Source organism: Micromonospora lupini (assembly GCF_026342015.1).
In the GTDB taxonomy this organism is placed as follows: Bacteria; Actinomycetota; Actinomycetes; order Mycobacteriales; family Micromonosporaceae; genus Micromonospora; species Micromonospora lupini_B.
In genome coordinates this window covers 567,734-580,715 of sequence record NZ_JAPENL010000002.1, presented here as the reverse complement: position 1 = coordinate 580,715, position 12,982 = coordinate 567,734, and the positions used below count along the sequence as shown (strand labels likewise).

9 protein-coding genes and 1 riboswitch are annotated in these 12,982 nt (G+C 71.7%); of the genes, 7 read left to right on the top strand and 2 right to left on the bottom strand.

Annotated features, from left to right (window positions below; translation table 11 throughout):
• Window positions 1–7: 7 nt before the first annotated feature.
• Window positions 8–529, bottom strand: coding sequence for a hypothetical protein (locus OOJ91_RS17470; RefSeq protein WP_266246253.1), 522 nt, complete (start codon window positions 527–529; stop codon window positions 8–10).
• A 72-nt stretch (window positions 530–601) separates the two neighbouring features.
• Window positions 602–6,445: a ThuA domain-containing protein gene (locus OOJ91_RS17465; protein ID WP_266246251.1), complete on the bottom strand. Its 5,844-nt coding sequence runs from the start codon at window positions 6,443–6,445 to the stop codon at window positions 602–604.
• 291 nt (window positions 6,446–6,736) lie between these two features.
• Window positions 6,737–6,846: riboswitch (TPP riboswitch) on the top strand.
• Here OOJ91_RS17465 and thiE point away from each other — a divergent pair.
• From thiE to thiC, 7 genes are all read left to right on the top strand, one after another.
• Entirely contained in the window at window positions 6,841–7,464 is a 624-nt protein-coding gene (gene thiE, locus OOJ91_RS17460) for a thiamine phosphate synthase (protein WP_266246249.1), read from the top strand. Its footprint overlaps the riboswitch before it by 6 nt.
• Window positions 7,461–8,765, top strand: coding sequence for a glycine oxidase ThiO (gene thiO / locus OOJ91_RS17455; protein WP_266246247.1), 1,305 nt, complete (start codon window positions 7,461–7,463; stop codon window positions 8,763–8,765). The genes thiE and thiO overlap by 4 nt, the downstream gene beginning before the upstream one ends.
• Complete coding sequence (thiS, locus tag OOJ91_RS17450) at window positions 8,756–8,956, top strand: sulfur carrier protein ThiS (RefSeq protein ID WP_266246245.1); 201 nt, start codon at window positions 8,756–8,758, stop codon at window positions 8,954–8,956. Before thiO ends, thiS begins: the two co-directional genes overlap by 10 nt.
• Before the next feature lie 5 nt (window positions 8,957–8,961).
• Complete coding sequence (locus OOJ91_RS17445) at window positions 8,962–9,732, top strand: thiazole synthase (protein ID WP_266246244.1); 771 nt, start codon at window positions 8,962–8,964, stop codon at window positions 9,730–9,732.
• A 107-nt stretch (window positions 9,733–9,839) separates the two neighbouring features.
• Window positions 9,840–10,553 (top strand): thiamine phosphate synthase, encoded by a 714-nt coding sequence (locus OOJ91_RS17440; RefSeq protein WP_266249746.1) that lies wholly within the window; start codon window positions 9,840–9,842, stop codon window positions 10,551–10,553.
• Entirely contained in the window at window positions 10,550–11,335 is a 786-nt protein-coding gene (gene thiD, locus OOJ91_RS17435) for a bifunctional hydroxymethylpyrimidine kinase/phosphomethylpyrimidine kinase (RefSeq protein WP_266246242.1), read from the top strand. The genes OOJ91_RS17440 and thiD overlap by 4 nt, the downstream gene beginning before the upstream one ends.
• A gap of 17 nt (window positions 11,336–11,352) precedes the next feature.
• Window positions 11,353–12,945 (top strand): phosphomethylpyrimidine synthase ThiC, encoded by a 1,593-nt coding sequence (thiC, locus tag OOJ91_RS17430; RefSeq protein WP_266246241.1) that lies wholly within the window; start codon window positions 11,353–11,355, stop codon window positions 12,943–12,945.
• Window positions 12,946–12,982 lie beyond the last annotated feature (37 nt).

The window sequence follows — 12,982 nt, the reverse complement described above, 5'->3', positions numbered from 1 at the left end:
CTGTCGGTCAGTCGGTGCGGCGGCGGCCGAACAGCATGGCCGCTCCCATCGCCGCGGCGACCAGCACGAGGCCGCCCGCCGCGAACGGCCACCAGCCGCCCAACCCGCCGCCGTCCGTCGGCCTGGTCACCGCGACCGGCCTGGGCGCCGGCGGTGACTGTGCCGCCTTCGCCTGCACCGTGGCGGTGGCCTTGCCCGGCAACGGAGCGGGGGAGTTCACAGTCACCTTCCACGTGCCGGTGGAGAGCACCGGGCCGCTGCTGTAGAAGCCGTGCCCCTCGGGCTGCGGCTCCAACTGCACCGGACCGATCCGCTGCCCGTCCGGGCCGGTGGCGGTGAGCACCAGCCGCACCACCTGGTCCAACCGGCGGCCGTCGGCGTAGGTGGCCTGGATGGTGACCCCCTGCGCGCCGTCGCCGGCAACCGTCAGCTTGAGTTTGTCGGCCTGGGCGGCCGCCGGGGCGGCGGAGAGCAGAGCCAGGGCCAGTCCGGCGAACACGGCGGCCACCGCCTTGCGGATACCCGTCACGGACATCTCCTCACTACGGATGAGGGAGGCCCCTCCCCGACACCGTGGCGTCGGGGAGGGGCCTCGATCGGATCAGAGTTGGCGACCGGGTGCCAGCCGGGTGGCGTCGCCACCGAGCCGTCCGGTGCCCTTGACCGTGTCGCCGTCGTTCGCCTTGCCCCCGGCCTTGCTGGCCGTGCCGCCGAGCCGCACGATCATGGCGTCGGCGTCCCGGATCAGGACGTCCCGAACCTCGGCCTCCGGCACCAGTGTGGCGTCGGCGGCGAGGTCACGGAATGCGGTCAACTGCTTGATCGCCTTGTTGTCGTTGCCGGCGGCCTCGGCCTGACGTGCCGCGTCGAGCTTCGCCGTCAACTGCTTGTGCGCCTTGGCCGAGAGCCGCCCCGTCGCCTTGAACCGGTCCAGCAGGTTCTGCATGTCCCGGAACGAGGTGGTGACGAAGAACCGGACCGCCGAGGTCGTCGTGTTGCCCGCCTTGTCGGTCGCGGTGACGGTCAGCTCGTGCAGGCCGAGCGGCAGCTCGTACATGGCCTGCAGGGTGCCGCTGGCGTACGCCTTGCCGTCGAGCTGGCCGACCACGGACGCGATGCCCGAGGTCGGGTCGACTGCCTGCCAGGACACCCGGACGTCCTGGCTGTCCCCGTAGAGCTGGCCGTCGGCGATTCCGGACACCAGCAGCGTCGGCTTGGTGCCGTCGATCCGCAGGACCGCCGACTTGAGCGTCTCGGCGTTGCCCGCCTTGTCGGTGGACCGGAACAGCAGCTCGTGCTGCCCGTCACCGGTCACGGAGACCGGCGCCGTGTACGGAGTCCACGCGCCGCCGTCAAGCGACCACTCGACCGTCTTGACCCCGGAACCGGCGTCGGTCGAGGTCAGCACCACCGGGATGGTCCCGTTGTGCCAGCCCGCGTCGTTCGCCGGAGCGAACGTCGCAGTGGTGACCGGCGCGGTGGCGTCGATCTTGACCGAGACGGTCTTCGTCGACTCCACGTTGCCGGCCTTGTCGGTCGAGCGGTAGCGCAGCTCGTGCTCGCCGTCGCCGCTCACCGCCACCGGAGCGGTGTACGCCGTCCAGGTGGTCGCCCCGTCCAACTGGTACTCCGTGCTGGCGAGCCCGCTACCGCCGGCCTCGTCGGCACCGGTGAGCGTCACCGTCACCGGCCCGGTGTACCAACCCTCGGTCGGCGTGCCGGACACCGCCGCCGTCGTGACCGGAGCGGTCTCGTCGGCGACAGTCGTGCTCAGCCGGAAGTAGTCGAACGAGGCAGTCTTCGACGCCGTCTGGTTGGCGCCGAGGGTGAACAGGCCGACCTTCGGGGTGGCCCCGACCGCGCTGTTGGTAAGCGCCTCCAGCGTGGTCCAGGTCGTCCCGTCGGCCGAGTACGACGCCGTGAAGGTGTCGCCCGTGCGAGCCAGCCGCAGGTGCCACACCGCCGAGGTGAGGCTCGTCGCCTCCGGCTGCGGGTTCTGGACGACGCCGCCGACCTCGCTGCGGAACTCGAGCCGCCGCGTCACCGTCTGGCCGGCCTGGTTGTCCGCGATGAAGTCGAACTTCAGGTAGTTGTCGTCGTCCGCCTGCACGAGCAGACCCGCCTGCTGGTACTGCTCGTTCAGCAGGCTGCCGTCGACCTTGGTCTCCAGGGTCCAGTCGCCGGAGGGTGCGGTCTGGAGGATGAAGTTCTTCGGCCCGGTGTTGTCGGTGCCGTAGATGTCACCGTTGGGCACGTCGATCCGCAACGCGCCACCGGTGACCCGGTAACCGTTCGGGTCTTCCCGCGTGACGGCGTCCCACCGGCACTTGTCCAGCGAGTCGCCTGTGAACTCGTCCGACGGGTCGACCGGGCCGGCCGGGGCGTCCGGCGTGACCACGAACGAGTCGAACGCGGCGTCGACAACTGGCGCCTCGGTGCCTCCGTTGAGCGCGAAGACCCCGATCCGCGGGTTGGTGATGCCGGCGAGCGCGGCCGAACGGCCGACCGGGGTGAACGTCTGCCCGTCGCCCGAGGCGGACGCGGTCAGGTTCGTCCCGTCGCTGGTGATCCGCAGGTACACGGTGTCACCCGCCGGTGCGGCGGTGCTGTCGCCGGCGTCGTTGCGCGGCGTGGCGGCCGTCTCCCGGATGAACTCCACCGAGCGGCTGCCGTTGTAGAGCAGGTCCACCTTGGCGTAGTTGTCGTCGTCGCCGTACACCAGCAGGCCCGCCTGCTGGTAGTTGGCCGTCACCGGCAGAGTGACCTTGGTGGTCATCTCCCAGGCGCCTGTCGGCGCCGCCTGGAGCACCAGGTTGGTGGCGTCGTTGCGCGCACCGTAGAGGTCACCCACCCCGGTGGGCAGCCGCAGCGCGCCACCCGACACCGAGTAGAGCTGGTTCTCCCGGACCACGCTTGTCCACCGGCCCTTGTCGAGGCTGGTGCCGTCGAAGTCGTCCGAACGCGCCCCGAAGCAGGACGTGTCCGGCGCGTTCACCCGCACCGGCACGGTGGCGTACGACTTGGCGCCCTTGCTGTCGGTCACCGTGAGGGTGGCCGTGAAGGCCCCCACACTCGTGTACGTGTGGCTGGCGTCCAGGGTGGACGCCGTGCCGCCGTCACCGAAGTCCCAGGCGTACGTCAACGGGGTGTCACCCTCGGCGTCGGTGGCCGTGCCGTCGAATGCGACGGTGACCGGCACGGTGCCGGTGGCCGGGGTCGCGGTGGCGGTGACTACCGGCGGCCCGTTCTCGGTGACGCCGCGGCCGACGAAGTCCATCCAGTTGACGTTGAACAGCGAACCCGTTCCGCCGTTCGGATCGCGTGCCACGAAGTACAGCGAGCCGCTCGCGGCACCTGTCACCGGCGCGCTCACGTCCGTGTACGTCTGCCACGCGCCTGTCGTCGGAACTGTGGCCGTGGCCACGACCGGTCCGTCGACGGCGCCCGCGTGGACCTCGATCCGACCGCCGGCGGCGGCCGAGGCGGCCCGGAACCGGATCTCGGTGATGTTCGTCAGGTCCGCCGGGACGACCGACCACCAGTCGCCGTCCTCGATGAACGCGATGCTCTGGCCGCCACCGGCGGTGTCGGCGCCGGCCTCCCGCTGCACGCCGGCGTCTCCGCCGCCGGTGCCGCCAGGCACTCGTCCGGTGGCCGTGAAGTACTCGGCCTGCTTCTGCTTGGGCTGCAGGATCTCGATGTCCCGGCCGGTGAGCGCGCCCGCGCCGCCGGCACCACCATCGTCGGTGTAGGTGGCCTCGAAGACCGCGAAGACGTTCGCCTCGGCGCCGTGCCCGGAGGCGAGCGACGTCTGGACCGTGCCGGTGCAGCCGGTGTGCTGCTCCAGCGGGTGGGCGTGCTCGTCGTGACCGAGCAGCACCTGGAGGTTCACCCGGTCGCAGTCGATCTGCCCGTCCTCGGGGTCGGTCACCTTGACCGTGTAGCGGACCTGGTCACCCCAGTTGAAGAAGCCACCGTCCGGCGGGAACTCGATGCTCACCGTCGGTGCGGTGTTGCCCACGGTGACCGGCACGTTGGCCACCGCGGTACGGCCCTTCGGGTTGGTCACGGTGAGCTGGGCTGTGTAGTTGCCCGCCGTGGCGTACGTGTGCGTCGGGTTGGCCTCGGTGGAGGTCTGCCCGTCGCCGAAGGTCCACGCGTAGGTGAGCGCGCCGCCGTCCGGATCCCGGGAGCCGGCGCTGGAGAAGGTGACAGCCAGCGGCGCCGGGCCCGAGGTCGGGTTGGCGGACGCCGCGGCGATCGGTGCGCGGTCACCTGCGGTGTAGTCGATCCGGTAGATGCCCGAGTCGTCGTTGTTGCCGCCGAACCCGGTGCCCCACTCGATCAGGTAGAGCGCGCCGTCCGGACCGAACTCGAAGTCCATCGGCCGGACCATCTTCATGCCGGTGAGCAGCTGGTTGATGTCCACCAACGACTTGCCGTCGGCGGTCATCTGCATCGTGTACATCTTGTTCTGGTTCCACTCGCCCAGCAGCGCCTTGCCGTCGTAGTAGGCCGGCCACTTGCGGGGGGAGTTGAGGTTGGCGTCGTACCTGTAGGCCGGGCCGCCCATCGGGGCGCCACCGCCACCGATCTCCGGGTACCGCGCGTCACCGGCGTAGCCGTAGTCGACGGTGGCCGGGACGACCGGCGGGAGGTTGGTCAGGCCCGTGTTGTTGGGCGAGTTGTTCACCGGCGCGGCGCAGTCGAACTTCGGGCCGCTCGGGCCGGACGGGAACGTGTAGTCGTTGTACGCCTCGTTCGTCCCGGTGCAGTACGGCCAGCCGTAGTTGCCGGGGGTCACGACGTTCCACTCGACCAGGCCCCGGGGGCCCCGGTCCGGGTTGTTCGCGTTGGCGTCCGGCCCGTAGTCCCCGACGTACAGGGTGTCGGTCTTCGGGTCGGTGCCGATCCGGAACGGGTTGCGGAAGCCCATCGCGTAGATCTCGGGACGGGTCTTCTCGGTGCCCGGCGCGAAGAGGTTGCCCGTCGGAACGGTGTACGTCCCGTCGTCCTCCGGGTGGATCCGGATCACCTTGCCGCGCAGGTCGTTCGTGTTGGCGGCGCTGCGCTGCGAGTCGTAGTCCTGACGGCCCGGCCGCTCGTCGAGCGGCGCGTACGCGTTCGACTCGAACGGGTTGGTGTTGTCGCCGGTGGCCAGGTACAGGTTGCCGGCGCTGTCGAAGGTCATGCTGCCGCCCGCGTGGCAGCAGGTGTTGCGCTGGGTGTCGACCCGCAGCACCTGCTTCTCGCTCGCCGGGTCGATGGTGTCGCCGGTCACCGTGAACCGGGACAGCAGGTTGCGCGTGACGCCGTCGTTCGGGGCGTAGTAGAGATACACCCACTTGTTGGTGGCGAAGTCCGGGTCGAGCCGGATGCCGATGAGGCCGTCCTCGTTGCCGGTGAAGACGTCCAGGTCGACGGCGGTGACGGTGCTGCCGGTGTCCGGCTTGATGATCTGCACCCGGCCGTCGCGCTCGATGTAGAAGACCCGGCCGTCGGGCGCGATGTCCAGCTCCATCGGATTACTGGTGTTGCTGTCCAGGGTGATCTTCTCGAAGCTTGAGGTCTTCGAGGCGCCGCAGTCGGCGTCGACCACGCCGGCCGCCGTCTGGATGCCGCCGAGCAGGTGCTTGAGGAACTCGGGCTCGGCGTACGACTCGCGGGTGTGCCCGCCGCCCGTGTACCAGGAACGACCACCGTCGAAGTCCTGGCACCACGCGGTCGGGTGGTCGGCGCCCATCGCGCCGGCGCCCGGGGTGTAGCTCTTCTCGTCCAGGCTGGCCAGCACGTGCACGTCCGGCCGGGGGTTGGTCTGGAAGTTGTACCACTCGTCGAACCGGGACCAGCGGTCCGGCAGTTCGGCGGTGGACGGGTGGGCGTGGTCCTCCACCTTGACGGTGGCCTGCTGGTTCTGCGGGTGGTTGGCGAAGTACGCGCCGACCAGGTCGCCGTACCAGGCCCAGCTGTACTCGGTGTCCGAGGCGGCGTGGACGCCTGCGTAACCGCCGCCGGCCTTCACGTACCGCTCGAAGGCCGCCTGCTGGTCGGCGTCGAGGACGTCACCTGTGGTGGAGAGCCAGATCACGGCCTTGTACTTGGCGAGGTTGGCGTCGTTGAACGCGGCGCCGTCCTCGGTGGTGTCCACAGTGAATCCGTTGGCCGCGCCGAGTTGCTGGATGGCGGCGATGCCTGTGGGGATGGCGTCGTGCCGGAAGCCTGCGGTCTTCGAGAAGACCAGGACGGAGTAGGGGTCGGCCGCTGCGGCCTTTGGCGCCTTCGGCGCCACCTGGGAGAGCGGAGCCGCGACAGGCACGTCTCGCGCGGGGATCTGCGCTCCGGCCGGCGCCGCCTGCGCCGGCGACCCGAGCAGGGTCGTCGAGGCGAGCGCCAGGGACAGCAGGGTAGCGGTGAGTGGTAAACGGGCACGACGAGAACGGGACACGCCGCCTCCAATGTCGCGGTGGACAGGAATCGCGGGGGCCGGCTCGCCGAAGACCGTCCCGGATGGAGCCGGTCGGGGACACCGTGCCAGGGCGTCCACGCCGGCATTTTGTCGAATCGCTGAACAAATTAATTCTGGTGTATCGATGTCGGGCAAGATGCCGGCGGGTAACGGTTCTGCAACGGCGGGCGACATTCCGAACAGGACCGGAGAAAGTACCCAGTCGATGTGGCCGAGTCGGCCGACGACCCCTCCCTTGGCAGACCCGCGGAACTGTCGTACGGTGACACGCAAGTAACCCACGGGAGCCCGGTGTACCGGGCTGAGAGGGGGGCTGACAGCCCCCGACCGTCGAACCTGATCCGGGTAATGCCGGCGCAGGGAGGAGCGTTGCCGTGCCGTCCCTTGGACGACTGCATCTGATCACCGACACCCGACCCGGGCACGACCCGCTCACAGTGGTCCGGGCCGCCCTCGCGACGGCCCGCGCCGACCTCGTCGTGCAGGTCCGGGTGGAGGACTCCGCGACCGACCGCGAGGCGTACGACCTGGCCGGCCGGGTGCTGGCGCTCTGCGCCCCGTACGGAGCGACCTGCCTGGTCAACGACAGGCTGCACGTGGCACTCGCGGTGGGCGCCGCGGGTGGGCACGTCGGGGCCGACGACCTGCCGGTCGCCGCCGCCCGGCACGTGCTCGGCCCGACAGGCGTGCTCGGCGCGACCGCACGCGCGCCGCGGACGGCGGTCGCGGCCGTCACCGCCGGGGCCAGCTATCTGGGCGTCGGCCCGTGCCACGCCACCAGCACGAAGAACGGCCTGCCGGACCCCATCGGGCCCGCCGGCGTCCGTGCCGTCGCCGACGCCGTCGACGTGCCGGTCATCGCGATCGGCGGAGTGACCGCCGCCCGGGTGCCGGCGCTGCGGGCCGCCGGGGCGTACGGGGTGGCGGTTGTCGGTGCGCTCTCCGCCGCCGCCGACCCGGCCGGCGCCACCGCCGAGCTGCTCCGGGCCCTGGCGTGACGGGTTCGGCCGCCCCTGCCGTGGACGTGGCGGTGGTGGGCGCGGGGCCGATCGGGCTGGCCATCGCCTGGCGCTGCGCCACGCGCGGACTACGGGTGGCGGTGCACGACCGGGCCCCCGGGTCGGGGGCGTCGGCAGTCGCCGCCGGAATGCTCTCCCCGGTCGCCGAGGCGTACTTCGGTGAGCGGCGGCTGACCGAGCTGCTGGTGGCGTCCGCCGCCCGCTGGCCCGGGTTCGCCGCCGGGTTGACCGAGGCGAGCGGCACCGAGATCGGCTACCGGACCGAGGGCACCCTGATGGTCGGGCTGACAGGCGACGACCTGGCCGAGGCACGCCGGCTGTGGGCGTACCAACAGGGGTTGGGTCTGCCTGTGACGCCGCTGCGCCCCAGCGAGCTGCGCGACCGCGAACCGGCGCTCGCCCCTCGGGTGCGCGGCGGCGCGGTCGCGCCCACCGACCACCAGGTCGACCCCCGGCTGCTGGTGCCGGCGCTGCGCACGGCCGCACAGCGGGCCGGCGCGGCGTTCGTGCCGCGGCCGGTCCGACGACTGTCCGACGTGCACGCCCAGGTCACGGTCGTCGCCGCCGGCTGCGGGGCCGCCGCCCTCACCGGCCTGCCCGTGCGGCCGGTGAAGGGCCAGATCCTGCGGCTGCGCGCGCCCGGCGGCGTCGCGCCGGGCTTCCGGCACGTGATCCGGGGGTACGCCGACGGCGAGCACGTCTACCTGGTGCCCCGCGCCGACGGCGAGGTCGTGCTCGGCGCGACTGTCGAGGAGCGCTCCGACACCACTGTCACCGCCGGCGCGGTGCAGCGGCTGCTACGCGCCGGTGTCGACCTGCTGCCCGAGCTGACCGAGTACTACCTGGTCGAGGCGGTCGCCGGTCTGCGGCCCGGCACCCCGGACAACGCGCCGATCCTCGGGCCGCTGCCCGGTCGGCCGGACGTCCTGGCCGCCACCGGGCACCACAGGCACGGCATCGTGCTCACCCCGATCACCGCCGACCTGATCGCCGACCTGGTGCTCACCGGCGTGCCCGACCCGCTGCTCGCACCCTTCGGCGCGGACCGGTTTCCAGTCGCGCCATCGACCGGGCCCGGTGACGCGGCCCGGCCCGGCGCCGACCGGTTCACCGACACGCCACCGGCCCAGCCGGGTGACGCGGCACGGCCAGGCGCGGGCGACCTGGGCGGACGCCGGTACGCCGTCGCGTCGTCGGCGGGGATTGACGACGCGGTACGGCCCGGCGCGGGCGAGGCGAGCGGACCTGGACCGACGACCGAGGAGGACCTGTGGAGTTGACTGTGAACGGGACCGGACGCAGCGTCCCCGGCGGCGTTTCGGTGGCCGACGTGGTCCGCGACGTCGCCCCGCACCAGCGTGGCGTCGCGGTCGCGGTCAACGGCGAGGTGGTGCCCCGGGCCGGCTGGCCGGCCACCGTGCTGCGCGACGGCGACCGCGTCGAGGTGCTCACCGCCGCGCAGGGCGGGTGAGGGGCATGTCGTTCGACCTGGGTGGGGTGGCCTTCACGTCGCGGCTGATCCTCGGCACCGGCGGCGCCGCGAACCTGCACGTGCTGGAACAGGCGATCCGGGCGTCCGGCACCGAGCTGGTCACGCTGGCGCTGCGCCGGGTGGACACCGCCCCGGGCACCACCGGAGGGTTGCTCGACCTGCTGGACCGCTGCGGGGTACGGCTGCTGCCGAACACCGCCGGCTGCCACACCGCCACCGAGGCGGTGAAGGTGGCCCGGCTGGCGCGCGACGCGTTCGACACCGACTGGGTCAAGCTGGAGGTGATCGGCGACGAACGGACACTGCTGCCCGACGGCGTGGAACTGCTCCGCGCCGCCGAGGAGCTGGTCGCCGACGGCTTCACGGTTCTGCCGTACACGAGTGACGACCCGGTGCTCGCCCGTCGCCTCGCCGACGTGGGTTGCGCCGCGGTGATGCCCGCCGGCGCACCGATCGGCTCGGGGCTCGGCATCGGCAACCCGCACCACATCCGACTGATCCGCCAGAGCGTGGACGTGCCCGTGATCCTGGACGCCGGCATCGGCACGGCGTCCGACGCGGCCCTGGCCATGGAGCTGGGCTGCGACGCCGTCCTGCTGGCCAGCGCGGTCACCCGGGCCGCCGACCCGGTGGCGATGGCGACGGCGATGCGGTACGCCGTCGAGGCCGGCCGACTGGCCGCCGGCGCGGGCCGGATCGCCCGCCGCTTCCACGCCCTCGGATCCACCCCCGACGAGGGAAGACCAGACCTGTGACCGGGCCGATGCCGTCGGCCGGGCCGTTGCCGTCGGCCGGGCCGCTGTCGTCGGCAGATCTTGGAGGTAAACCGCCCCTGGAGGTGCCCATTCCTTGCAAGATCTCATTGGGGACCGTCCCGTCGGGGGTTGTCGTGCTTACCGATCGCCGACTGGTCGGCGCGGGCGGGCTCGAGCGGGTCGTGGCAGGGGCCGTGGCGCAGGGAGTGCGCTGGGTGGTGCTGCGGGAGAAGGACCTGCCCCGCGCCGAGCGCGCCGCCCTGGCCGCCGACCTGCGCGCGATCCTCGGCGACGTCGGCGGGACCCTCGTCGTGGCCGGCCCCGACCCGCTCGGCGGCGACGCCGTCCACCTGCCCGCCGCCGGCCCGTACCCGCCGCCGCCCCTGCCACTCGTCGGTCGCTCCTGCCACAACCGGGCCGAACTCGACCGCCTGACCACCGAGCACTACGCGACCGTCTCCCCGGTCTGGCCAACAAAATCCAAGCCCGGCCACGGCCCACCGCTGCACGTGGATGGGTTGCGGAAGCTCGTCGCTGCCAGCCCGGTGCCGGTCCTGGCCCTCGGGGGAGTGGAGACACCAGAGCAGGTAACGGCCTGCGTCCATGCAGGAGCCGCAGGGGTGGCAGTGCTGGGCGCACTCATGCGAGCAAAAGACCCCACCGAAACAGCCGCCAAACTGACCAAAGCCTTTCAAGAGGCGGTCACCCCCAAGCTGCCCGAAAGCGGGCACCGGCGCACTGAGGTCTCCCGGCCGCAGTCCTCAACCGCAACCAGCCACGGTCGGCCGCAGCCCCAAAGAGCAACCAAAGAGGAAAGATGACCCCGCGCACAATCCTCACCATCGCCGGCTCCGACTCCGGCGGCGGCGCTGGCATCCAGGCCGACCTCAAGGTCTTCGCGGCGCTCGGGGCGTACGGCACAAGCGTCCTCACGGCGGTCACCGCCCAGAACACCAGGGGTGTCGACGCCGTCCTGCCGCTGCCGCCGCGCACGGTCACCGAGCAGTTGGACAGCGTCCTCGCCGACTTCACGGTGCGCGCGGTCAAGACGGGAATGCTCGGCACGCCCGCCGTCGCCGACGCGGTGGCCCAGGCCGCCCGGGACGGCCGGCTGCCCCAGCTCGTCGTCGATCCGGTGCTTGTCGCCACGAGTGGTCACCGGCTCGGCGTGGTGGGCGCGGTGGAGCGGCTGCTTCCGTACGCCCGGGTGGCGACGCCGAACTGCGCGGAGGCCGCGGCGATCACCGGACGTCCGGTGGACGACGTGGCCGGGATGGTCGTGGCGGCCGAGGCGCTCGCGGCCGGCGGCCCGGAGCACGTGGTGGTCACCGGCGGTGACCTCGGTGGGGACGAAGCGGTCGACGTGCTGCACGGGGACGGCGTCACGACCCTGCTGCGCGGGCCACGTGTGGACACCTGGCACACCCACGGCACCGGGTGCTCGTTCTCGGCGGCGATCGCCGTGCGGCTCGCGCTGGGCGATCCGGTGCCGGCGGCGATCGGGGCCGCCAAGGAGTACGTGCTCCGTGCGCTGACCGGCGCGCGGGGTTGGGAGCTGGGCGCGGGGCGCGGGCCGCTGGATCACTTCGGCTGGTCCGCCTGATCACCAGGGAGGTTGTCATGAAGGCACGAGGCAAGGTGTACGTCGAGGGGTCACGGCCGGATGTGCGGGTGCCGTTCGCCGAGGTGGCGCTGACCGGCGACCACCTGCCGGTGCGGCTCTACGACACGTCCGGCCCGGGATCGGACCCAGAGGTGGGGTTACCCGCGCTGCGCGGTCCGTGGATCGCCGAGCGGGGTGACGTGGCACCGGTGCGAGGCGCGGGTACGCCGCTCGCCGGTGTGGACGGACGGCGTCCGACGCAGCTCGCGTACGCGCGGGCCGGTGTGGTGACGCCGGAGATGGAGTTCGTGGCGATCCGGGAGAACGTCGACCCGGAACTGGTCCGGGCCGAGATCGCCGCCGGTCGGGCGGTGCTGCCACTCAACGTCAACCACCCGGAGTGCGAACCGGCGATCATCGGCAAGGCGTTCCTGGTCAAGGTGAACGCCAACATCGGCACGTCGGCGGTCAGCTCGTCGGTCGCCGAGGAGGTGGAGAAGCTCACCTGGGCCACCCGCTGGGGCGCCGACACGGTGATGGACCTGTCCACCGGCAAGCGGATCCACGAGACCCGCGAGGCGATCGTGCGGAACTCGCCGGTGCCGATCGGCACGGTGCCGATCTACCAGGCTCTGGAGAAGGTCGGCGGCGACCCGGTGAAGTTGAGCTGGGAGGTGTTCCGGGAGACCGTGATCGAGCAGGCCGAGCAGGGCGTCGACTACATGACTGTGCACGCGGGGGTGCTGCTGCCGTACGTGCCGCTGGCCGTGGACCGGGTCACCGGGATCGTCTCCCGGGGCGGTTCGATCATGGCAGCGTGGTGCCTCGCCCACCACGAGGAGAACTTCCTCTACACGAACTTCGCCGAGCTGTGTGCGCTGCTCGCGCGCTACGACGTGACGTTCTCGCTCGGCGACGGGCTGCGCCCCGGCTCGATCGCGGACGCCAACGACGAGGCGCAGTTCGCCGAGCTGCGCACCCTCGGCGAGCTGACCACTGTCGCCTGGGAGCACGACGTGCAGGTGATGATCGAGGGCCCCGGCCACGTACCCATGCACAAGATCAAGGAGAACGTGGACCTTCAGCAGGAGTGGTGCCACGAGGCGCCTTTCTACACGCTCGGTCCGCTGACCACCGACATCGCGCCCGCGTACGACCACATCACCTCGGCGATCGGCGCCGCGATGATCGGCATGTTCGGCACGGCGATGCTCTGCTACGTCACGCCGAAGGAGCACCTCGGCCTACCGGACCGCGACGACGTGAAGGCGGGCGTGATCGCGTACAAGATCGCGGCCCACGCGGCGGACCTGGCCAAGGGCCACCCCGGCGCGCAGGAGTGGGACGACGCGCTGTCGAAGGCACGGTTCGAGTTCCGCTGGGAGGACCAGTTCAACCTCTCGCTGGACCCGGAGACCGCGCGGTCGTACCACGACGCGACGCTGCCCGCCGAGCCGGCGAAGACAGCACACTTCTGCTCGATGTGCGGCCCGAAGTTCTGCTCCATGAAGATCACCCAAGAGCTCAAGGAGTACGCGGCGCGCGGCATGAAGGACAAGTCGGAGGAGTTCGTCTCCGGCGGCGGGAAGGTCTATCTGCCGCTCGCCTGACCTGAGGCCGCATGATCGACTCGGGTTCATCTGGAGT